The sequence below is a fragment of the Microbacterium protaetiae genome, from assembly GCF_004135285.1.
In the GTDB taxonomy this organism is placed as follows: domain Bacteria; phylum Actinomycetota; class Actinomycetes; order Actinomycetales; family Microbacteriaceae; genus Microbacterium; species Microbacterium protaetiae.
Genome location: NZ_CP035494.1, coordinates 410,650 through 434,088, shown reverse-complemented (window position 1 = coordinate 434,088; position 23,439 = coordinate 410,650). Strand labels below are relative to the sequence as shown.

General features: G+C 67.4%; 20 protein-coding genes. 7 read left to right on the top strand and 13 right to left on the bottom strand.

Annotated features, from left to right (window positions below; translation table 11 throughout):
- Positions 1-48: 48 nt before the first annotated feature.
- The 5 genes from ET475_RS01975 to ET475_RS01955 all read right to left on the bottom strand — a co-directional run bounded on the left by ET475_RS01975 (position 49) and on the right by ET475_RS01955 (position 6,327).
- Positions 49-864, bottom strand: coding sequence for an ABC transporter ATP-binding protein (locus ET475_RS01975; RefSeq protein WP_129385523.1), 816 nt, complete (start codon positions 862-864; stop codon positions 49-51).
- Positions 861-2,672: a dipeptide/oligopeptide/nickel ABC transporter permease/ATP-binding protein gene (locus ET475_RS01970; protein WP_129385522.1), complete on the bottom strand. Its 1,812-nt coding sequence runs from the start codon at positions 2,670-2,672 to the stop codon at positions 861-863. The genes ET475_RS01975 and ET475_RS01970 overlap by 4 nt, the downstream gene beginning before the upstream one ends.
- Positions 2,669-3,610: an ABC transporter permease gene (locus ET475_RS01965; protein WP_129385520.1), complete on the bottom strand. Its 942-nt coding sequence runs from the start codon at positions 3,608-3,610 to the stop codon at positions 2,669-2,671. Before ET475_RS01965 ends, ET475_RS01970 begins: the two co-directional genes overlap by 4 nt.
- 66 nt (positions 3,611-3,676) lie before the next feature.
- A complete protein-coding gene (locus ET475_RS01960) occupies positions 3,677-5,221 on the bottom strand; it encodes an ABC transporter substrate-binding protein (protein WP_129385518.1) in 1,545 nt (514 codons plus the stop codon).
- Positions 5,222-5,355: 134 nt separating this feature from the next.
- Positions 5,356-6,327, bottom strand: a complete 972-nt coding sequence (locus tag ET475_RS01955) for a methyltransferase family protein (RefSeq protein ID WP_129385516.1) — start codon at positions 6,325-6,327, stop codon at positions 5,356-5,358.
- A 130-nt stretch (positions 6,328-6,457) separates the two neighbouring features.
- Here ET475_RS01955 and ET475_RS01950 point away from each other — a divergent pair, with 130 nt between their 5' ends.
- Positions 6,458-7,174, top strand: a complete 717-nt coding sequence (locus tag ET475_RS01950) for an alpha/beta fold hydrolase (RefSeq protein ID WP_129385514.1) — start codon at positions 6,458-6,460, stop codon at positions 7,172-7,174.
- A gap of 6 nt (positions 7,175-7,180) precedes the next feature.
- On the opposite strand, the gene ET475_RS01945 is transcribed toward ET475_RS01950, so the two are convergent.
- Positions 7,181-8,194, bottom strand: coding sequence for an aldo/keto reductase (locus tag ET475_RS01945; RefSeq protein ID WP_242497730.1), 1,014 nt, complete (start codon positions 8,192-8,194; stop codon positions 7,181-7,183).
- Between the two features lie 89 nt (positions 8,195-8,283).
- Here ET475_RS01945 and ET475_RS01940 point away from each other — a divergent pair, with 89 nt between their 5' ends.
- Positions 8,284-9,021: an SDR family NAD(P)-dependent oxidoreductase gene (locus ET475_RS01940; protein WP_242497729.1), complete on the top strand. Its 738-nt coding sequence runs from the start codon at positions 8,284-8,286 to the stop codon at positions 9,019-9,021.
- A gap of 81 nt (positions 9,022-9,102) precedes the next feature.
- Here the strand turns inward: ET475_RS01940 and ET475_RS01935 are convergent, their stop codons facing one another.
- Positions 9,103-10,476 carry an amidohydrolase gene (locus tag ET475_RS01935; RefSeq protein WP_207205388.1) on the bottom strand — a complete coding sequence of 458 codons (1,374 nt, stop codon included), beginning with the start codon at positions 10,474-10,476 and terminating at the stop codon, positions 9,103-9,105.
- 113 nt (positions 10,477-10,589) lie between these two features.
- Here ET475_RS01935 and ET475_RS01930 point away from each other — a divergent pair, with 113 nt between their 5' ends.
- The 3 genes from ET475_RS01930 to ET475_RS01920 all read left to right on the top strand — a co-directional run bounded on the left by ET475_RS01930 (position 10,590) and on the right by ET475_RS01920 (position 13,798).
- Entirely contained in the window at positions 10,590-11,699 is a 1,110-nt protein-coding gene (locus ET475_RS01930; protein WP_129385512.1) for a zinc-binding dehydrogenase, read from the top strand.
- 23 nt (positions 11,700-11,722) lie between these two features.
- Positions 11,723-12,682, top strand: coding sequence for an aldo/keto reductase (locus tag ET475_RS01925; protein WP_129385510.1), 960 nt, complete (start codon positions 11,723-11,725; stop codon positions 12,680-12,682).
- A 129-nt stretch (positions 12,683-12,811) separates the two neighbouring features.
- Complete coding sequence (locus ET475_RS01920; RefSeq protein ID WP_129385508.1) at positions 12,812-13,798, top strand: alpha/beta hydrolase; 987 nt, start codon at positions 12,812-12,814, stop codon at positions 13,796-13,798.
- A 20-nt stretch (positions 13,799-13,818) separates the two neighbouring features.
- Here ET475_RS01920 and ET475_RS01915 read toward each other — a convergent pair whose 3' ends face one another.
- Together ET475_RS01915 and ET475_RS01910 are read right to left on the bottom strand one after the other, a co-directional pair.
- The gene (locus ET475_RS01915; RefSeq protein ID WP_242497728.1) at positions 13,819-14,454 is read right to left on the bottom strand and encodes a TetR/AcrR family transcriptional regulator; all 636 of its coding nucleotides are present in this window, start codon (positions 14,452-14,454) and stop codon (positions 13,819-13,821) included.
- Between the two features lie 173 nt (positions 14,455-14,627).
- Positions 14,628-16,598 carry a primary-amine oxidase gene (locus ET475_RS01910; RefSeq protein WP_129385506.1) on the bottom strand — a complete coding sequence of 657 codons (1,971 nt, stop codon included), beginning with the start codon at positions 16,596-16,598 and terminating at the stop codon, positions 14,628-14,630.
- A 120-nt stretch (positions 16,599-16,718) separates the two neighbouring features.
- Here ET475_RS01910 and ET475_RS01905 point away from each other — a divergent pair, with 120 nt between their 5' ends.
- Positions 16,719-17,315 (top strand): TetR/AcrR family transcriptional regulator, encoded by a 597-nt coding sequence (locus tag ET475_RS01905; protein ID WP_129385504.1) that lies wholly within the window; start codon positions 16,719-16,721, stop codon positions 17,313-17,315.
- Positions 17,316-17,360: 45 nt separating this feature from the next.
- Here the strand turns inward: ET475_RS01905 and ET475_RS01900 are convergent, their stop codons facing one another.
- From ET475_RS01900 to ET475_RS01890, 3 genes are read right to left on the bottom strand one after another with little or no spacing between them, the layout of a single operon-like run.
- Positions 17,361-18,587 carry a multidrug effflux MFS transporter gene (locus ET475_RS01900; RefSeq protein ID WP_242497727.1) on the bottom strand — a complete coding sequence of 409 codons (1,227 nt, stop codon included), beginning with the start codon at positions 18,585-18,587 and terminating at the stop codon, positions 17,361-17,363.
- Between the two features lie 14 nt (positions 18,588-18,601).
- Entirely contained in the window at positions 18,602-19,573 is a 972-nt protein-coding gene (locus tag ET475_RS01895) for an alpha/beta hydrolase (RefSeq protein WP_129385502.1), read from the bottom strand.
- A gap of 2 nt (positions 19,574-19,575) precedes the next feature.
- Positions 19,576-20,562: an alpha/beta hydrolase gene (locus tag ET475_RS01890; RefSeq protein ID WP_129385500.1), complete on the bottom strand. Its 987-nt coding sequence runs from the start codon at positions 20,560-20,562 to the stop codon at positions 19,576-19,578.
- Between the two features lie 116 nt (positions 20,563-20,678).
- Here ET475_RS01890 and ET475_RS01885 point away from each other — a divergent pair, with 116 nt between their 5' ends.
- Positions 20,679-21,746 carry a winged helix DNA-binding domain-containing protein gene (locus ET475_RS01885; RefSeq protein ID WP_129385497.1) on the top strand — a complete coding sequence of 356 codons (1,068 nt, stop codon included), beginning with the start codon at positions 20,679-20,681 and terminating at the stop codon, positions 21,744-21,746.
- A gap of 224 nt (positions 21,747-21,970) precedes the next feature.
- Here ET475_RS01885 and ET475_RS01880 read toward each other — a convergent pair whose 3' ends face one another.
- Positions 21,971-23,410, bottom strand: a complete 1,440-nt coding sequence (locus ET475_RS01880; protein ID WP_129385495.1) for an XRE family transcriptional regulator — start codon at positions 23,408-23,410, stop codon at positions 21,971-21,973.
- Positions 23,411-23,439 lie beyond the last annotated feature (29 nt).

Here is a 23,439-nt window from a genome sequence, read left to right as displayed (position 1 = left end):
TTGAACGCTACCTCGACGGGCTGAGGGCCACGGCGCGCGCCGAGGCCCTCACGCCGCACGGATCTTGAGCCATTCCTCGCGGCGCTCGGCCTGCGCGTCGGGGTCGGCGACCGGCGAGGCCATCAGCAACCGCTGACTGTATGGCTGCGCGGGCGCCGTGGTCACTTGCTCGCCCGGCCCTTGCTCGAGGATCTCGCCCTTGTACATGACGGCTACCCGGTGACAGATACGGCGCACCACTCCCAGGTCGTGCGAGACGAACAGGTAGGCGACGCCTGTCTCGCGCTGCAGCTCGATGAACAGGTCGATGATCGTCGCCTGCGTGGTCAGATCGAGCGCCGAGACCGGTTCGTCGCAGATGATCAGGCGCGGCCGCCGCACGAGTGCACGGGCGATCGCGATGCGCTGCCGCTGGCCGCCCGAGAACTCGTTCGGGTAGCGTTCGATGCTCTCTGCGGGGAGGCGTACCCGACCGAGCATCTCGATAATCGTCGCCTTGGCCTCAGCCCACGAGACTCCGGCCACACGCAGCGGCTCTGCGAGGATCTGGCCGATGGTCATGGCCGGGTCCAGCGACCCGTACGGGTCCTGGAAGACGACCTGGATACTCTGCGCCAAATTGCGGCGCGCACGTCCGCGCAGGCGGGTGATGTCCTGCCCGTCGAACCTGATCGTGCCCGATGACGCGTCCGCGAGTCCGAGGATCGCCTTGCCAAGCGTCGACTTTCCTGATCCGGACTCACCGACCAGTCCCATGCACTCGCCAGGAGAGATCTCGAGGCTGATGTTCTTCAACGCCTGGAACTTGCCGTAGTGGACGTCGACATTCTCGACGGTCAGCAAAGGGGCGGATGCTGCACTCATGCCGGTGCTCCTTCCAGCGTGCGGCGCTCTGCGTGCTCGTCGAGTTCGCGGCGTGATTCGGAATCGTCGAGGCAGGCCGCGATAAGTTCCCGCGTGTACGGGTCGGCGGGGGCGCGGAAGATGTCGCGGACGGGCCCAGCCTCGATCACACGCCCGTCCTTCATGACGGTGACATCGTCGCAGATGTCGGCGACGACCCCGAAGTTATGCGTGACGATGATCAGCGCCATCCCTTCCTCTGCCTGCAGCTCCCGCAGCAGCTCGAGCACTTCTGCCTGCACGGTGACATCGAGCGCCGTCGTCGGCTCGTCGGCCACGAGCAGCTTGGGGCGACCGGCCAGTGCTCCCGCGATCAGCACCCGCTGCGCCATCCCGCCCGAGACCTCGTGCGGGTACAGCTTCATGACGCGCTCCGGGTCGGTGATGCCCACGCGGCGAAGCAAGGAGATGGCGTACTCACGAGACCCGCGCTTGCCCATCTTCAGCACCGCGCGCATGGGCTCGATGAGCTGATGTCCGATTGTGAACATCGGGTCGAGGTTGCTGATCGGTTCCTGGGGGATATAGGCGATGTCACGGCCCAGCAGAGCCCGTCGGCGCGCGTGGGACAGTGGCTGGACGTTCGCTCCGTCGATCCAGATCCCCTCGGCCTGGGCGATGGCGTTGCCTGGCAGCAGGTCGAGCAGGGCGAATACCGACTGAGACTTGCCCGATCCGGACTCGCCGACGATCCCGAGTACCTTGCTCGTGCGCACTTCGAAGTCGACGCCGTGCAGCACCTCCGACTCGCGATCGGCCAGTGCGTAGGAAACCTTCAAGCCTCGCACGCGGACGGCGACGTCTTGTTCGGGCGCCGGCAGGCCGGCGCTGACCGTGGCGCGCGCACGGATGCCTCTGCGATCGGCCTTCGTGAGACGGCGTACTTTCTCGCTGCGGGTCCCGGTGATCTGACCCAGGGTGGAGCCCATGATGGCGAACGAGGCGATCACCAGCCCCAGGACGATGGCGGGCGGCACCATGAGCCAGGGGTTCGTGAGAATGCTCTTCATCCCGTCGCTCATCATGCCGCCCCAGCTGGGCTTGAGAGTGTCACCGATGCCAATGAACTGCAGACCGGCTTGCATGCCGAGCGCAACGCCAGCAGTGAGCGAGGTCTGGATGATGATCGGTGCGGCGATGACCCGCAGAATGTGCGACCCGACGATGCGAGAGTGACTGACGCCTGAGACTTTCGCGGCGTCGACATAGGGCTCATTGCGCACTGCCATGGTGGCTGCACGTGTGAGCCGGTAATAGCCCGGTGCCATGAAAACACCCATCACGGCCATCAGGATCAGCATGTTTCCGTTGGTGCCACCAGCGACGATGAGCAGCACGATCATGCCCGGCACTGACATCAGCGCATCGCTGATCCAGCTCAGACCGCTGTCGGGAAGGCCGCCGAAGTAGCCGCCCAGAAGACCGGCCGGAACGCCGATGCCGATCCCCACCACCATGACGATGAGCGCGCCGAGAAAGGCCTCCTGGCCGCCCCACACCAGACGGGACCACAGGTCGCGACCGACGGCGTCACCGCCGAGGATGTGCTGCCAGCTGGGCATCGCGTTGACGAGGTCGTAATCGATGTGGGCGGGATCGTGCATCTGAATCAGCGGCGCGGAATACGTCGCAACGAGGACGACCAGAATGATGATCCCGGGGATGAGACCGCCCGGGTGGGTGAAGAAGCGGCGCGCGACGCTGCGCGATGAGCGCCGCTTCTTTGGCCGGCCGGCGTTCGCACGGCTGTAGATGACGCCGGTGGTCATCGGATCCTCGCCTTCGGGTTGATCCAGCCCAACACGAGGTCGAGCAGGAAATTGACGATGACCACGAACACAACAGTGGTCACCGTGATCGCCAGGAGCATCGGGATGTCGCCGACCTGAGACGCCTGCTGTGTGGCGATGCCCAGGCCGGGGAGATTGAAGACCGTCTCGAGCACGATGACGCCGCCCAGCAGACTCACGAACATCAGGGCAAGGACGGTGACGGCGGCCGGGGCAGCGTTGCGCAGCAGATGCAGCGATATGCGGGCGGTGCTCAGACCGCGGCTGCGCAAAGTACGGATGAAGTCGCTGGAGCCGGCTGTGACGATGGCGTTGCGTAGCTGCTCGGCGATCATCACGACGCCGCCCAGTGCGAGCGCGATGGCGGGGAGGGTGATCGATTGCAGCCAGCGGCCAACGGAGACATCCGGACGGATGTATCCGAGTGCCGGGAACCAGCGCAGATGCACAGCGAAGACGATGATGAGGAAGACGGCGACCCAATATCCCGGTACGGCGAACAGGACGACGGATGCGCCCTTGGTGATCCGGTCGACGGTGCTGCCAGGGCGGAGCCCTGCAGCGATTCCGAGGATCGTTCCGAAGATCGCGCACAGCAGCAGACCGAACACGACCACCGACATCGTCACCGGGATGCGGATGCCCAGGTCGGTGAGGATCGGGGTGTTGGTACGCCAGGAGAGACCGAAATCGCCGTGGAGCAGCCCGGTGAACCAGTTCCAGAACTGGGTCAGCAATGGCTGGTCCAATCCGATCCGTTCACGCAAAGCAGCGATCTGCTCGGGGGTGGCGGTCTTTCCGATCAGGGTGGCCGTCGGGTCGGGAATGGCCAGATGGGCCATGAAGAAGGCGCCGACGGCCATCGCGAGCACGAGTACAACTGCACTCAGGACTCGTCGGGCGACGAAAACGATCATTACTGTCCGATCTGGTTGTGCGGGGAGGAGCAGATCGCGCCCCTCCCCGCGGAGGTCGTGCCTGCGTCAGCTGCCTGCGGGCAGGAACTGCTCCAGGTTGGGGACGTACAGACCCTGGACCGGACGGATGGTGACCCCGGGAACCGTGACGTAGTACGACGCACCATGGTTCCACACCACGAACCACGCGTTCTCGGTCGCGTAGGTGTTGTATTCGCCAGCGATCTTGTCGACGTCGGCACCGGCGGTGTGCAGCTGAGCGTTCAGCTTCTCCAACTGTGCGTTTCCCTTGGCCGAGTCGAACGGGTTCGACATGCCGGGGGTGAAGAAGTCGGTGATCGTCTTCGTCGGGTTTCCGTACAACTGCAGGAATGCCATGTACACCGGGAAGTTTCCGGCGAACACCTGCTGGTTGTAGGTGGCAGGATCGAGGTTCTCAACCTTGACCGTGATGCCGATCTCTTCGAGCGACTGCTTGACCGTGGCCGCGGTCGCCGCGAACAGTGACATCGTCGGCAGGCTCAGCGTAAAGCCGTTCGGGTAGCCCGCCTCGGCAAGCAGCTGCTTCGCCTTTGCGACATCGTATGGGTACAGCTTGTCGAGTTCGGGGTCGATCGTCGTGAACACCTGGTTGGTGGGTACGCCGTTCGGGTCGTTGGCCGCCTTCGTGATCGCGGCGCGGTCGAAGGCCATGTTCAGAGCCTGACGTACCTTGAGGTTGCCGAGGGGCTCGAACTTCGAGCCATCACGATCGGCGAGCATGAGCCCGGTCCATCCGCTCATGACATCTGTGATGGTCCAGCCGTTCTCGTCGGCGTCTGCCTTGAGCTGGTCGCTCCACGAGGCGAATTCCACGTTGATGACGCCCGTGGACATTGCGTTCGACATTGCTGTCGCGTCGGGGATCACGTGCACCTCGACGGTCTTCCACGGGAACTTGTCGGCCTGCCACGCGTCGGGGTTCTTCGTGAAGAAGTAATCCTGGCCCGCGGTCGACTTCGACGCGTCGAACGTGTATGCGCCCGAACCGCCATCGGGGGAGGTCTCCTGCGTGTACTTCGGATCGGAGAGCACCTTGGGCGAGACCATGTAGCTGTTGCCCAGACCGAGGTTGAAGAGGAAGCCCGGGTCGGGCTGCGACAGCGTGACTTCGACGGTCGCGTCATCAACCTTGGTCGTCTTGACGACGTTCACGTATGCGGGAGCAGTGAACGGCGCCTTGCGCAGGTAGTCGAAGTTTGCGATCGCCGCGTCGGCATTGAACGGCTCGCCGTCGCTGAAGGTCACACCGTCAGCCAGGTGGAAGGTGTAGGTCAGCTCGTCCTTCGACATGTCGAAGCTCTTGGCCAGCTGACCGTACGGCTCGCTCTTCTCGTCGATGAGGACGAGCGAGTCGTACACCGCCGAGAAGAACGGCGCGTTGAAGCCGGCGCCGCTCTGCCCGATCTCCCAACCGGTCTTGTCGAAGACGGTGCCGATGCTCAGCGTGTCGGGAGCAGAACCGTCGCCGCCGTCGTTGGTGGCTGTGCCGGTGCCGCCCGAACAGGCGGTCAGCGAGAGGGCTGTGGCAGCGATCATCGCAGCGATGCCCCAGATGGTCTTCTTCTTCATCTCACTTCTTTCCGTGAAGTTCAGTGATGGAGGGGTGACCGTGACGTGTCGGCCATGACCCGTGGTTCTGTGATTCTACAGTTGTTGACAAACTGTGCAACCCTATTTTCTCCGACTGTTGTCGTCTTGTGACATCAGGCCGCGGTTGCGACCAGAACGCGCGGGCTGCCGGGCACATCGACGTACTCGTTGAAGCGCCAGCCGGCGTCTTCGAGCCATGATGCGACGGTCTCCTCGGGCCAGACGATGGTGCCGTCGAAGTTGAAGTATTCGGCGGCATGGCGCGCGTCGAGCTCGCGTTGGGTGGGCAGCGAGTCGAGGAAGAAGTCGAACAGCGCGAGCTTGGCGTCTGCCTTCGCTGATGCGCGCAGGTTCTTCAGGATCCGCCGGTTCTGCTCGTCGGTGAAGCGATGGATGACGTGCACGGCCAGGATCAGGTCGTGCGCGCCACCGGGCACGGCGGTTGCGGTCTCGCCGGCTTCGACCGCGATGCGGTCGGATAGGCCCGCAGCTTCGATCTCGGGGGTGAGCATCGGTCCGGACTCAGCCGGGTACACCATGCGTGAGGTCAGCTCGGGGTTGCGCTTGGCCAGCTCGATCGACCAGCCCGCCGTGAACCCACCGAAGTCCAGCACGCTGATCGGGCCCGACGTGGGGAACTTCTCGCCGAACCAGTGCGCATGCAGGCCGTTGTACTGCATGACGCCGGCCATGAACATGCCCCACCCCGCCTCGTCGAAGTCGAGGGTGCCGCCCTCGTCGGCGTCGACGGTGTGACGATAGTGCCCGAACGCCTCGAAGCTGCCCTTTTCGAGGAAGTTCAGGAAGGCGCTCAGGTCCCGCTCGCCGCCGGTGAGGTACTCGGCGGCGTCGTCCGCCAAGACGTAGTGTCCGTCGGCGCGGTTGAGAAGGCCCGCAGCGGCGGCGCCATCGAGCAAGATGCGCACCTGGCGTTCCGGATGTTCGGTGGCGGCGGCCACCTCGGCGGGTGAGTGTGCGCCCTCGGCGATGGCGCGGAACAGTCCTATGCGTGCTGCGTTGAACAGCTGCTTGGACGCCATGTAACCAGTGGCGATGTCGAGGATGCGGGTGGGGTCGGCAGTCATTGCGATTCTCCTGTGGTGGATGTCACGTCGTTGTTCTCCACATCGAGTCGGGTGACAGGCTCCGCCTCGAGGCTGGATGCACAACTCTACAAGTGTGGAAAATAAAATCAAACCTCGGCATGATGGACCTATGACCAACACGCTTCTCACTGTCAGGAACCTCCCGGGCGCCGATGCGGTGCTTCTCATCCATGGGCTCGCCTCCGACGGCCGCTCCGACTGGGAGACGACCGGTGTCGTCCAGGCGCTCGCCGACGCCGGTCGCGGGGCGATCGTCGTCGATCTGCCCGGTCACGGAGACGGCCCCTCGCTGCACCGAGGCCAAGCGACCACGAGCGACATCGCCGCGGCTCTCGCCGATGCCATCGCCGATGCGGGGCTTGAAGTCGCCGACGTCATCGCATACTCGCTGGGCGCTCGGCTCGCCTGGACCCTGGCCGGCAGCGGCCTCGTGCGGCGGCTGGTGCTGGGGGGGCTCAGCCCAATGGACCCGTTCGGTGAAATCGACGTCGACGCACTCGAGGCCGCCGCCGGGGGAGCGGTCCCTGCCGACCCGATGATCGGGATGCTCGCGCAGATTCTGCGGGCCCCGGGCGTCGACGCGGCCAGCGTGGTCGGTCTGATCGACGCCCTGCACGCCGAGCCGTTCGATGCGGGAGTGGATGCCCCGACCTGCCCGACGCTGTTCATCTCGGGTTCCGACGACCAGATGTCGCAGGGCGTTGAGGCGCTCGTCACGGCCGTGCCCGGTTCGACGCTCGAACGGGTTCCCGGTGACCACCTCGGCGCGCTCGCGTCCCCCGAGTTCCGCGCGGCCGCCGTGAGGTTCGTCACGACCGATCGTTGAGCGAGCTCAGCTGACCGGTGCCGGCGCCACGCCGCCGGCGATGCCGCCGGGAGGAAACCAGGTGCCGTCGGGGTTGACGTCGCGGTCCAGCCAGAGGCCGGCAGCGGCATCCCGAATGGGGTCCGCCCCGAGCCGCTCGAGCAGCGTCAGCGCGCCGATGGCGTCGTCGAACTGCGCGATCGAACGGCAGCCGAACAAGACGTTCGCGGTCGCGGGGTTGGCAAGGCAGTAAGCGATGGCAAGCTGGGCGGGGGTGACAGCCAGCCCTTCAGCTATCTTCTGTACGCCGGGCCATGCCGCGATGATGGCGTCTCGGATGCCGCCCACGTCCGCACCGATCTTGCGCCCGGGGGAGGTCTTGCCCACCAGGATGCCGCCCTCGAACACGTCCGAGGCCTGAAGCGTGAGGCGACCGTCGGCGAACAGCTCGCCGTAGAACGGTCCCTCAGCCATCGATCGGCGCACGAGCGAGTACTTCAGCTGCGCGAAGCTTGGTGGGGTGAGGCCTTCGGCCTGTGCGAACTCGATCGCGAGGACCGCCTCATCGTACGGCCAGTTGTTGATGCCCCAGGAGCTGACACGGCCCGCGTCGATCTCGCCCTGGATGTCGCGGACGACCTGTCGGATGTCGACGGGTGCCATGTGATCGCCCACCACGACTGTGTCGACGGAATCGATGCCGATGCGGTCGAGCGAGGTGTGCATCCAGTCGTCGAAGCCGGTGTTCGGATAGTCCCAGAGCCAGAGCTTGCCGCACACCAGATAGTCGGAGCGGTCCAGGCCAGCCTCGCGCACGATCTCGCCGAACAGGATGTCAGTGCGCGCACCCTCGGCGTGCGGCCCCATGTTGTAGTTGCCGACGTCGAAGAACCCCGCGCCGGCGGCGGTCGCGCGCTGCACGAGGGCGACGGCGTCATCGCGCTCCATGCGGTCCCAGATGTTCCATGAACCAAGTGCGAAGACCGGAATCTCGGGCCCGCCGGGGCCGAGTGCGCGGGTGGGGACGATGTTGTCGGCCACGATGCCTCCCAGAGTATGCGATTGTTTTTCTACAACCGTATAATATCCAGGCGGGTCATTTCCTCCCCACCGAGCCGAAGGAGTCACAGGTGAGCACACGCACGGTCCTGATCACGGGCGGGGCAGGCGGCATCGGCCGCTTCCTCGCCGAGGCTTTCCAGTCCGCAGGGGACCGCGTGGTCCTCGTCGATCTGCCTGGAGAGAAGCTCGACGCTGCCGGCGCCGAGCTGAACGCCCCGACGGCGGGCATCGACATCACCGATCCGCAGGCGGTCGCCGCGGCGGTCGCCGACATCGCCCACGAGCATGGCCCCATCGGCGTGCTGGTCAACAATGCCGGCATTCTGCACCTGCACGGCGACGTACTCACCCTGCCGGTTGCCGACTACGAGTCGACGATCCGCGTGAACATCCTTGGGACCTTCGCGGTGACGCAGGCTGTCGCTGCGCACATGGTCGGGGTGGGCACCCGCGGCGCGATCGTGAACATCTCGTCCATCGGCGGACGCCAGCCCACCCCGGGCATGGGTGCCTACGAGACGAGCAAAGCCGCCGTCGACGCGCAGACCCGGTGGGCCGCCATCGAACTAGCCGCACATGGCATCCGCGTCAACGCGGTCGCGCCAGGGCCCGTCGATACACCGATGATGAAGATGGGCATGCCGGACGGCTCGCCGATGCGTGAGGCCTGGCTTGCTCGCATCCCGCTCAGGCAGATGGCCGACCCGGCGCAGGTCGCGGCAGCGGCGGTGTTCCTCGCCTCGGACGGCGCAGCCGACATCACGGGTGTCAGCCTGCCGGTTGACGGCGGCCAGCTCCTGGCCTGAGCGCCGGCGTAAAGGGGTGGATGCCGCGGCTTGCGGCATCCACCCCTTCATCGTTGCCGCCACGACCACGGATGCCGCGGGCTACGCCTCACCGGTCGCGATCGGCGCGGAAGCGGCGTCGTAGACGACCTCGCCGCCGAGGTACGTGCGCTCGATGCGGAGTGTGGGCAGGCCCTGGGCGCCGACAGCGTCGGGGTCGTCCGAGAGCACGGCGAGGTCGGCGACCTTGCCCGGCTCGAGAGTGCCCTTCCAGCTCTCGGCGTGGTCCTGCCAGGCCGGCACCGCCGTGTAGCGGCGCAGCAGCTCGTGCAGGCGCGCCCGGGCATCGGCCGCGGGGCCGAGCAGCCGGTCGGCGGCGGCGATCTCGGTGCGCCAGTCCGGGGGCAGCACCGGGGCGTCCGAGCTGAGCGTGAACGGGACACCCGCATCGAACAGAGCGCGCGCCGGCCAGTCGGGCGTCGGCACGGGTCCGCCGGTGGCCGCCGCTGCCCACTCCGAGGTCACCGCCGCGATCCCGGCCTGGATCGTCGCGCCCATGCCGGCCTCGGCCAGCAGCGGCGCGGTGTCCCGCGGCAGCAGGTCGGCGTGCACGACATAATGTCGCAGGTCGGCGGGATGCTGCGCGACGGCCCGACGGACGGCATCCACCACCACGTCGATGGTGCGGTCGCCGGTGGCGTGCACGGCCACCTGCAGGCCCGCTTCGTGAGCAGCCACGATCGCGGTGCGCAGGTGCGCTTCGCGCTCGTCGTCGTCGCCGCCGTCGAGCAGCAGCGCACCGTGCGTGCCGTCGTCGTACCGCCCGTGGATGTAAGCATTCCGCATGGGCGGGATGCCGTCGCCGAAGATCTTCACGCCCGCGATGCGGAACCGCGCGGGATCGCGGACGGTCGTGTCGGCGTCGCGGATGCCGTCGAGGATGGCCTGCGTGCGCGCCGGCCCGTCGATGAGGCCGAATACCAGCAGCAGGTTCACTCGCGCTCGCAGCAGTCCTTCGGCGTCGAGCGTGCGATACAGGTCGAGTACGGGCTGGCCGAAGCTGCCGGTGGGTCCGTCGTCTTCGCCGGGGCCGATGCCCGGCTCGGTATAGCTCGTGATGCCGAGCGAAGCGATCACCTCACCGGCGCGCAGTATGGCTTCACGTCGTTGCGCATCGTCGTGGACGAGTGCTCCCTCGCGCGGCCCACCGGCACCGAACACGGTGTCGGGCCACATGCCGCCGAGCCACGACGCGTGCAGATGGGAGTCGTTGATGCCGGGGAGCACCGCCCGCCCTTCCAGCTCCACGACATCGGTGCCGGCGTCGATGTACGGCTCAATGTCGGTGTCTGCCCCGACCGCGAGGATGCGACCGTCGCCGATGGCGATCGCTTGGGCGCGCGTGTCCTGTGCATCCAGCACGTGGACCCGGCCGCCTCGCAACACCAGATCCGCGCGGACGTCGTCATTGATCACGCGTTCCTCTTCTCACTTGTGGCACGTTGTGTCAACGTATGTAGACTAAACCACACGCCGCGAAGGAGTGACAACTTCTTCGAACCGGAAGAACCGGAAGAAATGGAATTGCGATGACGCTTCCCACATCCACCCGAGCCGCCGTCCTCGTCGAGCATGGTGCCCCGCTCGAGCTGCAGGACCTGCCGCTGCCCGAGACCATCGAACCCGGCGCCGCCCTGGTGCGGCTGGTCTGCTCCACGCTGTGCGGCACCGACATCGAGATCTGGGAAGGCAAGATGAGCTTCCCCGGAATGCTGCCGATGGTTCTTGGCCACGAAATGGTCGGCGAGGTAATCGCGGTGGGTGAGGGCGCACACGACGCCACCGGACGCCCGCTCGAGATCGGCCAGCGCATCGGCTGGTCCGAGTCGGTGTGCGGGCAGTGCTTCGGATGCACCGTGCTGCGCGAGCCGGTGTTCTGCCAGCGCCGTGGCTATGGCTTCATGCAGCGGAGCGATGTGCCACCGTTCGCGACCGCGGGCCTGTCGGAGTACGCATACGTCACCCCGGGTGCGCAGAAGCTCATCCTGCCCGATGAGGTCAAGGACGCGTGGGCGGCGATGGCCGGGTGTGCTGCCAAGACCGTGCTGCGCGGTTTCGACCGCGCCGGCGGCGTCCGCGTGGGCGACACCGTCGTCGTGCAGGGTGCGGGCGCGCTCGGCGTGTTCGCGACGGCGGTCGCCAAGGTCTCGGGCGCGTCCAAGGTCATCACCGTCGGCGGCCCCGACGAGCGGCTCGAGATCGCGAAGCGGTTCGGCGCCGATCACACCGTCAACATCTCGGCGGGCAGCGAGGGGATCGTCACGCAGGTGATGGAGTTGACCGGCGGCGCCGGCGCGAACTTCATCATCGACGTCGCGGGTGCACCCAGTGTCGGCCCCGAGGCTATCGGCATGGCCGCCGCCCGCGGTACGTTCGTGGTCATCGGCAGCACCGGCCCGGTCGGCGAACCGTTCCCGCTGTCCGGGATCATGGGCAAGGAACTCACGGTCGTGGGCTCCATCAACGGTGACGTGTCGGACTACTTCCACGCGATCGAGTTCTTTCGCGCCTTCGCCGACCGCTACGACTGGGACGCCCTGTTCAGCGCGCCCGTCGGGCTCACCGAGGCATCCGAGTGCATCGTGCACATGCACGAGCAGACCGAGCTGAAGGCTGTCGTCGACCCGCGACTGGGCTGACGATGCGTAGAGGAGGAGAGATCATGACAGCGACCGTTCCCCGCCGCACTCTGGGCGACGCGGGCTTCGAGGTGCCGGCCCTCGCCCTGGGTTCGTGGCACACCTACGACCGGATGGACTTCGAGGACGCCGTCACGCTGCTGAGCACCGCGATCGAACACGGCGTCAACCTGTTCGACGTCGGTGTCTACGGGTTCCCGGGCATGCAGCCGCCGGCCATCACCGACGTGCTGTTCTCGGCGATCATCCGCGCCGTCGGCGCGCCCCGCGAGGACTGGCTGCTGTCCGAGAAGGTGTGGACCGACGCCTACGATGGCGGCTTCGTGCCGCAACTCGAGCGGGCGTTGTTGCGCGTGGGCACCGACCACGCCGACCTCGTCGTGCTGGGCGACATCCATCGCGACGACCTGAACATGACGCAGATCGCGAGCGCGATGCAGGAGCTTGTCGACCATGGCCTGACCCGTGCCTGGGGCGTGAACAACTGGTCGGCTGGCAACATCGCCGAGTTGCGCCGGGTCGCCGCTGCCGAGGGTCTGGTGGGCCCCGCGTTCGCTCAGCTGAAGTACTCGGTGGCGCGCCGGTCGATCCCCGACGGCGAGCCCTTCGCGAGGCTGTTCGACGACGGGTTCGTGTTCGAGGCGTCGGACTGCCTTGAGGGCGGGTATCTCGCCGGACGCACCGACCTCACGCGCGAGGTCGGTCGCGACCCGGGCGATGTTCGCGCGAAGCTGCTGAGGTACCTGCCGGACTACGTCGCGACGGCCGAAAAGCTCGGTACCACGCCCGCACGCCTGGCGATCGCCTTCACGCTCACGCATCCGGCCAACGTGACGACGTTGTTCGGGGCCACCAAGCTCAGCCAGCTCGAAGACAACATCGCCGCCTTCGAACTCGTCGAGCAGATCGGCAGCGCAGAGGTGCGGGCGGCCGTCGACCCGTTCTGGGCCGACAAGGACATCGTCGACCCCGAAGGGCCGTGACGTGGGATGCCGGTGCCCACCGTTACGGCCGGGAACCGGCATCCCACATCCTCCGGGCCACGGGCCCGATCATCGCGCGATGACGCGCACCCTCGCGGGAATCGCCCGCGCTCTCAGAGTGGAGAAGGAATGTCGGACTACGAGCGGGTGCCGCCGGTGCCCTACGACCCCGAGCTACTGGTCGGAATGGAGATGATGCGGCAGGTCTTCGAGCCGATGCCACTGCGCGCCGACACGATTGTGGCCAGTCGCGAGCACGTCGACCGGATCATCGGCACCGACCTCGCACCCATGGCCGGTGATGCGCCGGTACGCATCGAAGAGGTTTCGATCCCCGGACCGTCACACGATGACCCCGAGATCGTGCTGACGATCGTGCGCCCGAAGGATCCGGTTCACGGCGCCTCGGGGCTGTATGCAATCCACGGCGGTGGCATGGTGTTGGGCAACCGGTTCATGGCCGCGGGGGCCCTCATTCCGCTCGTGCTGGAGTTCGGCGCCGTGGGCGTCTCAGTCGAGTACCGATTGGCGCCCGAGAATCCTTGGCCCTCCGGTGTTGAGGACTGTTACGCGGGCCTGGTCTGGTTCTCGGCGCACGCGGCCGACCTGGGCGTCGATGCCGAGCGCATCCTCGTCATGGGCTCGTCTGCCGGCGGCGGCCTGTCGGCTGCCGTGTCGTTGCTGGCGCGCGAACGCGGGGGCCCGAAGCTGGTCGGCCAGCTGCTGGACGCACCGATGATCGATGACCGAAACACCTCGGTCTCCACCCGCCAGTACGATCTCATCGGCGTGTGGGATCGGAACAACAACGACACCGGCTGGAAGGCGCTGCTGGGGGAAGATGCCGGGACCGACCGGGTGCACTGGTCGGCGGCGCCGAATCGCATGGAGGATCTCTCCGACCTGCCGCCCGCGTTCATCGAGGTGGGTGCAGCCGAGGTCTTCCGCGTCGAGGCTGTCGAGTATGCGTCACGCATCTGGGCAGCCGGAGGCCAGGCCGAGTTGCATGTCTGGTCGGGTGCGCACCACGGCTTCAGCGGGTTTTCGCCCGAGGCCATCGTCAGCCGGGCGGCGAACGACGCGCGGATGAGCTGGCTGCGAAGGATCCTCGCCTGAAGACCGGCCGGGCTCAGGTCTTATTCGGATCCGGGCCCGGTCTCACGTGGCACTCCCAACCGTTCGAAGAAGCCGTCGATCATCGCTTCCAGGTTGGCTCGGTCGGAGAAGTCGGGGGTGATGGCGCTGAGCACGGTGGCACCCACATTCATGTAGATCATCTCCCGGACGATCTCCTCGTCGCTCGCGTCGGTGTCGATCAGCCCCTGCGCCCGGCATTGGGCGATGAGCTCCAGCGAGTCTGAGCGCCAGCCGGCGAGGTGCCCCTGGTATGCATCGCGGATCGTGTCGGACGAGAGTCCCCGTTCCCAGAAGGCCAACAGTACGCGGGCGGAATCGCGGGATTCGGCATCCAATGGCATTGTCGCGCGGACGATCGCACGGAAGGCATCGATGCCGGTCAGGCCCTTCGTAGACTCGGTCAGACGCTCCACGATGCGGTCCATCGAGAGCTGATAGGCGCCCTGGATGATGTCGTCCTTGCCCGGAAAGTAGTGCTTGAGTGCGCCATTGGCGAAGCCTGCCTCGGATGCGATCTCGCGCATCGTGGCAGCCTCGAGCCCTCCCTTCACGATCAGTTTCCAGGTGACGTCGATGATGTCGCGGCGTCGCTGGTCGTGGTCGATGGCTTTGGGCATGGCTGTGGAGGACTCCATTCGTGCACGTGCGCGGTGGTTTCCCAGTGTATGACTGCGGTGCCGTGCCGGAGCGGTCGGCGCCGCCCGCGCGACGCGGGGGACGGACCCATTCTATTTCCTACGATTGGAGAGGGGGCGACGGTGTCGAACACCGCGAGCCGAGACTCACCCGGCGCTGGGAATCCGCACGCTCAGTGATCGCAATGGCAGGGCCCTCCGCCGCAGCAGCATGATCCACCGTCCCGCGCGTGTGCCTGGCTGGATTCGGGCACGTCCATTGCGGGATTGCGGTCAAGGAACCCGTACGGCTTGAACCAGAATCCGGCGTAGTCGACGGGCATGATCGGCCAGTCCTCGGTGCGCGGAATGTGCGTGAGACCGAACGTGTGCCAGAGCACGAAATCTTCGCCGTCGATCGACCGGTTGCCGGCCGAGTATGCCGGCAGCCCGGCGCCGCCCTGGTGTGCGTTCGGGTAGCGGCCCGCCGGCCAGATCTGGCCCGGCTCGTACGCGGTTGCCCAGATGTGCTTGGTCGCGAATGCGGCGCGCGCTGCCACCGATGAGCCGGGATCTGCCATCAACAGCGCTGTCGGCTCGGGGATCAGATGGTAGGCAGTGGGCGCGCCGGTGTAGTTGGTCTTCGAAGCCGACTGCACCTCCCAGACGCGTGCGACCGAGGTGTCCGCCTCGCGCTGCGCCTGCTGCTCGGTGGCCAGCGTCGTCGAGGTCCAGGTGAAGGCGTTGCCAAACGGGTTCTGCTCGCCCATGGGAATGCGCGCCGCGTCGATTTCGACGAGACGATTGTCTTCACCGTCGACCGCGACATCGAGCCGTGCGCAGAACAGGTGCTGGTGCACAGGCGCGAACACGCCCGGTGCTATCTCGTTCGCGTGTGGGTTCGTGCTTCCCGGCTCGCCCGCGCCGACGAACACGATGCCCGTGGCTTTCGCCTCGAGGTGGATCGAGCCGTCCAAGTAGAAGTACCAGTAGAAGCCGTAGTCGTAGTTGCCGATCGTCGAGAAGTACGAGACGACGAGCCGCCGCGAGCGCCGAACCTGAGCGCCGACCGGGCCCTGCTCGGTGTGCTTCCAGAGGATGCCGTAATCCTCCTCGTGCATGCACACGACGTTGGGGATCTGCACCGCGTGGCCGTGGTCGTCGGCGACGTATCCGTCGAAATAGCGGATGACGCCCAGGCAGTCGCAGCCGAGCTCGAGGTGGTTCGCGTTCTTGCCGAGCAGGTACTCTCCTGCGTCGAAGTAGCTTATCCAGAACCGGGTGTTGCTGGTGTCGCCGTAGGGAACCACCATCTCCGGTACGCTCGCGCGCGCCAACACCGGCCGGTCGGCGAAGCGCACGTCATGCAGTACCAGGCCTTCGCGGGCGTTGAAGCCGACACGCAACGACCAGTTCTCCCACTGCACATGCGAGCCGTCGACGTGGAAGCTGGGCCCTTCGGGCTGGGTGATCTCGATGGGCTTGAGCGAAGTGCGCACCGGTCCCACAGCCTCGCCCGTGTACTGGCCGCTGCCGGCCGGAACCGGGGTATCTCCCTCGTCTTCGATGCCGATGACCTCGTTCTTCACGAGGTCGATGTGAACGATGAGGCCCTCCACGGGGTGCGCCCATGGAATGTCGTCTTCGCTGTCGCGCAGGAACGTGAGCGATCGGATGACGCGCCGCCCCACCTCGTTCGCCCGGCCGACGAAACCCGGCGCGAGTGGCGAGCAGAACGCGAGGTCGATCCGGTCTTCAAGGCCACGCCGGCGCATTGCCGCCTGCCACTCGGGAGAGGCCTTGACGATCTCCTGAGCACGGCCGTACTCCTCGAAGAGGTACTGCGGCTGGCCATAGGGTGGCTCGGATGCAGCGTGCTCGTGAGCCCTGATGACCTCGCCCCGGGTGATCGAGACAATGGCCTCGATGACGCGGCCGGTCGCGGCATCCATCAGCGTGACGTCGACCCGCCGGTCGATCTCGTCGCCGGGATTCCACGCCGCGAGCTCGTCTTTGGTGGGCTCATCGGGCAGCAGCATCGGTACACGCCATGTGTCGCCGAGAAGACCTGCGGCCACGAGGATCTCGCGGGCGCGGTCGATCTCGACGCCGGTGAGGGGATCGAGGGGGTGCTGTGGTGCAGGGGCGTGCTCGGGGTGCGACATTGCGAATCCTCTCCAAGCCGTGCGCGGGCGCACACGTAAGTTTGAGCGGTTGCTCAATAATACTCCGAGAATGCCGCGCGTCGACCCCATCGGAGTCGGACGAGCGGGCATGATCGAAGAGTGCCCAGACGCGTGGACCCCGACCAGCGCCGCGCCCAGATCGTCGACGCGTATCTGCGCATCGTCGCGCGCTCGGGCGTCGCGGCGGCAACGAGCCGTGTGCTCGCTGACGAGGCTGGCATCGCCGCCGGCGCGCTGTGGCACTATTTCGGTGGGTTCGACGAGGTGGTGCGCGCGGCGTTCGAGCGCGTCTACCGTGAGAGCGATGCGCGTATCCAGGCGGCGCTCGAGGGCCGACGGGGGCTCGATGCCGTGCGGGCGATGATCCGAGAGATCGTGCCGCACGATGCGCAGACCCGCAATGAGGCGACGGTTGTGGTGAGCTTCTGGGGGCTGCTGCCCGCGCATGAGGAGTTCCGCGAGCTCACGCGTGGCGTCGAGCGCGCATGGGGCGAGGGGATGGCCCGCCACCTCGACGAGGCCGTCGCCGACGGCGACCTGGATGCCGCGACCCCCGTGCGCGGGCTGGCCGACGCCGTGTTAGCGGTGTGCGAAGCACTGCAATTGCGCCAGGTGCAGGCCTCGCCGCTGGCGCGGGCACCGCGCCGCGAGGAAATGCTTGCGCAGCTTCTGGCAGGCTGGCGCCGCGCTCCCTGACCTCGCTGCGTGGGGATCGTCCTTCCTGTTCCGGGATGACTCCCGTCAAGCCTCGGCGGGGGAAGCGGGCGTGGCATCCGCCGCGACACCACGGGCGGCTGGTCGCACCGCGAACCATGCGACGGTTGCGCCGACGATGGATGCCGCGGCCATCGTGGCCGCCATGACCACGGCCGTGGTCCCCCACGAGGAGATCAGCGGTGCCACGATCGGGCCGACGACGAACGACGACATCCCCATCACGGCCGCTGCGGTGCCCGCCCGCGATCCGTGGTGTGTGAGGGCCAGCGTCGTGCCGTTCGGCCCCGATAAGCCGACGCAGAACATGAAGAGGACCAGCGCGACGACGATGGCGCCCAGGCCTGCTCCGACCAGCGCCCATACGAAGAGCGCGACGGTCGCCGTCGCGGTGGCGAGGGCCCCGAGCAGGTAGACACGCTGCGGAGTCATCCGTGCGACGATCAGCCGGCTCAGCTGCCCGCCGACGATGTTGGCGACCGCGTTTGCGGCGAACACGAAGCTGAACTGTTGCGGGGTGAGACCGAACTCCTGCTCAAGCACGAAGCTCGACATCGAGAGGTAGGCGAAGAACCCGATGCCGCTGGTCGCACCCACCACGAGCACGGCGACGAACAGCCGGTCGCGCAGCACGGCTGCCATGTGTCGACGCAGCTCGACGAATCCTCCGCTGTGCCGCACGCCGGCCGCGAGCGTCTCGGGCAGGCCGAAGAGCACGAGCGCGACGAGTGCTACGCCCACACCCGTGAGCACCCAGAACACCCCGCGCCAGTCCATGAACAGCGCGAGCTGACCGCCGATCAGGGGGGCGACCACCGGTGCCGACCCCGACACGAGCGCGAGCATCGACAGCATGCGCGACAGCTCGACGCCGCTGAACATGTCGCGGGCCACCGCCATCGAGATGACCAAACCCGCGGACCCCGCCACGCCCTGCAGGAACCGCGCGACAAGGAGGATCTGAATCGACGGAGCGACGGCGCACGCCCCCGACAGCACCGCGAACGCGGCCACGCCGATGACGAGGGGACGCCGCCGGCCGAAACGGTCGCTGAGAGGCCCGGCGATGAGCTGACCCAGCCCCAGCCCGATCATGCACGCCGACATCGTTGCCTGCGCGAGCGAGTCAGGCACGTCGAAGCCGCGTGCCAGATGCGGCAGTTGCGGCATGTAGACGTCCATCGAGAGCGGCCCGAACGCCTCCAGCACGCCGAGTACGAGCATCGCGCGCAGCACCGACATGCGCACAGGCATCGCCCTCGCCGCAGTCACGAAACGCCGAGGATCCGGCGCAGCCAGCTCTCGCGGGCGGCGTTCGCCGCCCGCGAGACCTCGGCGTCGGGGGCGAACCCACTGAACCCGTGGAAGCCGCCGGCCGACACGTGCAACTCAGCCTGCCCGCCGGCCGCCCAGATGCGGGTGGCGTAGTCGACGGCCTCGTCGCGGAACACCTCCGCGGCCCCGACTTCAATGAAGGCTGGGGGCAGGTTCGCCAGATCAGTGGCGCGGGATGCCGCGGTGTAGGGCGACACGCGGTCGGTGAACCGATCCGCGCCGCAGATGGCGTTCCAGGCGGTGTGGTTGTTGTTGCGGTCCCACGCGCCGATACCGTCGTACTGGTGCGACGACACGGTCTCGTTGCGGTCGTCGAGCATGGGGCAGTTCAGCAGCTGACCGGCAAGCGTCGGTCCCTGTCGATCGCGCGCCATGAGCGCGACGATCGCAGAGAGTCCGCCGCCGGCGCTGGCGCCGGTCGCGATGATCCGTTCGGGGTCGACGCCCAGTTCCTCGGCGTGTTCGGCGAACCAGACGAGCGCCGCATAGCAGTCTTCGCCCTGCGCGGGACCGGGCGACTCGGGTGCCAGCCGGTATTCCACCGAGATCCCGACCATGCCGTACCGCTCGGCGTAGTCGATGATCTCACCGGTGCCGAACGCGCGCGTGCCGAGGATCATCCCTCCGCCATGGATGGACAGCGCACCCGCAACAGGGTACGGCCGCGGCTCGGCGGGGCGGATGATCGTGATCTCGAGCGGGCCAGCCGGGCCCAGGATGCTTCGTTCTTCGGCCGTGACCTCGCGCCCGGCGATCTGCTGCCCGACGGGCGGGGTCAGCTGTGTGAAGTGCATGCGATTGTGCGCGATAGTGTCACCCACCAAGGGCGTGGCCTCGACGTTCGCGAGGAAGGCGTTCAGCCCCGGGACGAGTTCGGGGTCGTAGGGGACGGGGATGAGCGCCATGTTCACACCGCCAGCACTCGGCGCAGCCACGACGAGCGCGCGGCGAGTGCCGCCCGCGCCAGGGCGCTGCCCGGCATGTACATGTCGAAACCGTGTGAGCCGCCCGACCACACGTGCAGCTCCGCCTGTCCACCGGTCGCCCAGATGCGCGAGGCGTACTCGACATCCTCGTCTCGGAACATTTCCGCCGAGCCGACCTCGATGAACGCTGGGGGCAGATCCGACAGCTCGGTCGCTCGCGAGGGTGCCGCGTAGGCGGGGGCGGTTGTGGAGAAGGCCTCGTCGTCGCCAAGCACGCACGACCAGGCGAGCAGGTTCGCGTCACGCTGCCACGTACCGATCCCGTCGTACTGCAGGCTCGAGACGGTGCTGTTCGTGTTGTCGATCATGGGGCACAGCAGAAGCTGGCCCGCCATCTGCGGACCCTTACGGTCGCGCGCCATCAGGGCCACGGCAGCGCTGAACCCGCCCCCGGCGGAACCGCCCATCACGACGATGCGCCCGGGGTCGACACCGAGCTCGGCCGCGTTTTCGGCGAGCCAGACGAAGCCCGCGTAGCAGTCCTCAGCCCCGGCGGGGAAGGGGTTTTCTGGCGCCAGCCGGTACTCGACGTTCACGCCGACGACGCCGAGTTCGGCGACGATGTCGATGACCCGGCCGGCCTCCCATGAGCGATGGCCGACGATCATGCCGCCGCCGTGGATGTTGTACACGGCCGGCAGTGCGCGCCCCTCGGTGGCGCGCGGGCGATAGATCGTCACCTCGATGTCGGGCGCACCGGCGGGGCCGGGGATGACCCGGTCCTCCCAGTCGATGGCCCGGTCACCGATGATCTCGTCGTTGCTCGGGAACGGCATCGCCGGGCCGCCGCGCAGCGTCTCGCGGGTCATTGGTGGCATCTGCGGCATCGCATCGAGTGCAGCCTGGATCTCGGGATCGAAGGGGACAGGAGCGTGCTGCGGAGTGCCGAGGGCGACGGGAGTGGTCATGAAGGTCCTTCCTTGGACGCAAACGCGGTACGTATTTTCCACCAGTGTAGACGAACCGACTCGGGCGAGTGCGTCAGCTCCCGGCGATTGTCCGAACCCGCCGTCATGATGGGGGAATGGATCTCACCGCATTGCGCTCCGAACGTCTGCGCTCGCATCGGCTTGACGCACCCGCGGCGACCGTGCAGCGTGCCGCCGGCCACATGCTCGCCGTGCAGGCACAAGACTTTTGGGGCGGGCGCTGGGCTCTGGCATCCCGCACCCGCGGCGAGCCCCGGCTGTCGCAGGTCGATGCGGTGTTCGACGACGGTTCGCTCGTGCGGTCGTGGACGATGCGGGGAACGCTCCACCTGATCCCAGCCGCCGACCTGCCCTGGGTGCTGAGCGTGACCGGAGAGCGTCAGTGGCGGCAGGCCGCGTCGTTACGGCGAACTCTCGGGCTCGACGACGCGACGGTCGCGCGCGCCGAGACCCTGCTGCGCGCGGGGCTTCGCGGCGGCGGGCGGCTCACCCGCACCGAGGCGCTCGACATGCTCACCGCCGGCGGCATCGATCCTGGCGCCGGACGGGGTCTGCAGCTGCTGTTCGCGCTGTCGGTACGCGGCGTTCTGGTGCAGGGGCCGGTGGTGACGCGCACAGAGGGGCTCACACGCGACCAGTACCTCGTGCTGGCGGAGGAGTGGGTGAGGGATGCCGCGACGCCCGCCGACCCCGTCGGCGAGATGTTCGTCCGTTACATCATCGGGCACGGACCGGCCTCCGCCGGCGACTTCGCCTGGTGGGCCGGGCTGCCACTGACGGCCGCACGCGCGGCCGCCGCGCGTGCGGTCGAGCGCGTCCGCGAGGTCGAAGACGGTGTGTTCGCGGCATCCGCGCCGCCGCGGCGTGAGCCCCACGTCCCGACCGTGCGGGTGCTGCCCTCTTATGAGGAATACGTGATCGCCTACGCGGATCGCTCGGTGGCCGCCGATGACGCGGCGTTGGCCGTCGTCACGACCGGCGGCAACGGGATGGTGCGACCGGTCATTCTGGCGGAGGGAGAGGTGGCGGGAATCTGGAACCACTCACGCGCAGTGGGGCGGCACAACGAGATGCCGGTGCCGGAACTGTTCGACGGGTATGAGGTCGACGAAGACGCGCTCGCCGCGGCGCTCGACCGCTACTCCCGGTTCATCGCGGGGTGAGATGACGTGGCAGTCGGCGCCACCATCGGGCATTCTCATTGCGCTGCAGCTTTCTGCGAACGCGCCCGCGAATCGCATGCGCGTTCGCGGAAAACGGTAGCGCGGGCGGTGGCAGGACGCCGGGGACTGTGGCGTTCGCGGAAGGCGGCGGCGGAAGACAGAGCGCGGCGGCGCCGCGGGCGCCGGGGACTGTGGCCTCCGCGCGCTCCGCCCCTGCGGCATCCCTATTCCGCTGCGTGCTTGTCGAGGAACGCGTAGACCTCGCTGTCGTCCACGCCGGGGAAGGCCCCGCGCGGCAGCGGCGAGAACATCTGCATGTGTACGCGCGCGCTCGGCCACGCCTTGCCCGCCCACCGCGCGGTCAGATCGGGGTCAGGGCGATGGCAGCATGACTCGTCGGGGCAGGTCGAGGTGGCACGCTGCGGCGTCTCGCGCCCGCGGAACCACTTCGCATCGTCGAAGGGCACCCCCACCGTGATGGAGAACTCGCCATCCGACGTCGCGCCGGTCTGCGTCGCGCACCAGAATGTGCCGGCGGGCGTGTCGGTGTACTGGTAGTGCTCGGTGGTGCGGTTCTGCTCGGCGAACGCCGACCGGGCCGAGAAGTGGCGGCACACGACCTGTCCCTCCACGGCCCCGGTGACATCGGCCGGCAGTGGAAGACCGTCGTTCTCGTACACCCGCGAGATGGCTCCCGAACCGTCGACCCGCAGAAAGTGCAGCGCGATGCCCAGGTGCTGCGTGACGAGGTTCGTCATGCGCATGCCCGCCGCTTCATGCGTGACACCGAACGCATCGCGGAAGTCTTCCACGGCCAGGTTGCGATCTTTCTTGGCCTGCTGCAGAAACGCGACCGCCGCCGTCTCGGGCATCAGACAGCACGCGGCGTAGTAGTTGATCTCCAGGCGCTGGCGCAGAAAGTCGGCGTAGTCGGTGGGCGGCTGATGTCCGAGCAGCCGGTGCGCCATGGCCTGCAGCGCCATTGACCGCAGACCGTGGCCGCCGGGAATGGATGCCGGAGGCAGATAGATTCGCCCGTTCTCGAGGTCGGTGACCGACCGGGCCGAGTGCGGCAGGTCGTTCACGTAGATGAGCTCGAAGCCGAGCTGCTCGGCCATGATGCTCACGGTGCGGTGTGTGAGCGCGCCGGAGCCATGCCCGGCCGCCTTCAGCTGCTTCTCGGCGAGCTTCTCGATCTCGGGCAGGTAGTTGTTCTTCGTGCGCATCTGCAGCCGCAGCTCGGTATTGGCCCGTCGCGCCTCTTCGGGCGTCGCGATGGCCTCGCGCTCACGGCGCTGCAGTTCGCGGTGCAGACCGAGCACCGATTCGAGCGTCTCGTCACTGATGCCCTTGGTGACCTTCACCGGGGGAATGCCCAGGCGCTGAAAGATCGTGCTCGCCTGTGCGCGGTCGAGTTCGATCTCGAGGGCGGCGCGGCGGTTCGGCGGCTCGGCCGAGAGCAGGTCGGTGACATCGGTGCCGGTGGCCTTGGCGATCTGCTGCAGTAACGACAGCTTGGGCTCGCGCTTGCCGTTCTCGATGAGGCTCAGGTGGCTGCCGGCAACCCCCACCTGGGCCCCGAGCTCGTCGAGGGTGAGTCCGATGCGCAGCCGGTGGTGGCGGATGCGGTGTCCCAGAGTCGCGAGTTCGACGGTCGAAGGCATTCCTTGAGCATACCGAAAGAACGTGGATT

Coding starts and splice junctions, on each gene's coding strand:
- ET475_RS01925 (WP_129385510.1), top strand. CDS start 11,723: ATGACAGCGACCGTTCCCCGCCGCACTCTGGGCGACGCGGGCTTCGAG.
- ET475_RS01965 (WP_129385520.1), bottom strand. CDS start 3,610: ATGATCGTTTTCGTCGCCCGACGAGTCCTGAGTGCAGTTGTACTCGTG.
- ET475_RS01950 (WP_129385514.1), top strand. CDS start 6,458: ATGACCAACACGCTTCTCACTGTCAGGAACCTCCCGGGCGCCGATGCG.
- ET475_RS01880 (WP_129385495.1), bottom strand. CDS start 23,410: ATGCCTTCGACCGTCGAACTCGCGACTCTGGGACACCGCATCCGCCAC.
- ET475_RS01895 (WP_129385502.1), bottom strand. CDS start 19,573: ATGGCGCTCATCCCCGTCCCCTACGACCCCGAACTCGTCCCGGGGCTG.
- ET475_RS01960 (WP_129385518.1), bottom strand. CDS start 5,221: ATGAAGAAGAAGACCATCTGGGGCATCGCTGCGATGATCGCTGCCACA.
- ET475_RS01930 (WP_129385512.1), top strand. CDS start 10,590: ATGACGCTTCCCACATCCACCCGAGCCGCCGTCCTCGTCGAGCATGGT.
- ET475_RS01920 (WP_129385508.1), top strand. CDS start 12,812: ATGTCGGACTACGAGCGGGTGCCGCCGGTGCCCTACGACCCCGAGCTA.
- ET475_RS01910 (WP_129385506.1), bottom strand. CDS start 16,598: ATGTCGCACCCCGAGCACGCCCCTGCACCACAGCACCCCCTCGATCCC.
- ET475_RS01975 (WP_129385523.1), bottom strand. CDS start 864: ATGAGTGCAGCATCCGCCCCTTTGCTGACCGTCGAGAATGTCGACGTC.
- ET475_RS01915 (WP_242497728.1), bottom strand. CDS start 14,454: ATGGAGTCCTCCACAGCCATGCCCAAAGCCATCGACCACGACCAGCGA.
- ET475_RS01970 (WP_129385522.1), bottom strand. CDS start 2,672: ATGACCACCGGCGTCATCTACAGCCGTGCGAACGCCGGCCGGCCAAAG.
- ET475_RS01885 (WP_129385497.1), top strand. CDS start 20,679: ATGGATCTCACCGCATTGCGCTCCGAACGTCTGCGCTCGCATCGGCTT.
- ET475_RS01900 (WP_242497727.1), bottom strand. CDS start 18,587: ATGCCTGTGCGCATGTCGGTGCTGCGCGCGATGCTCGTACTCGGCGTG.
- ET475_RS01890 (WP_129385500.1), bottom strand. CDS start 20,562: ATGACCACTCCCGTCGCCCTCGGCACTCCGCAGCACGCTCCTGTCCCC.
- ET475_RS01955 (WP_129385516.1), bottom strand. CDS start 6,327: ATGACTGCCGACCCCACCCGCATCCTCGACATCGCCACTGGTTACATG.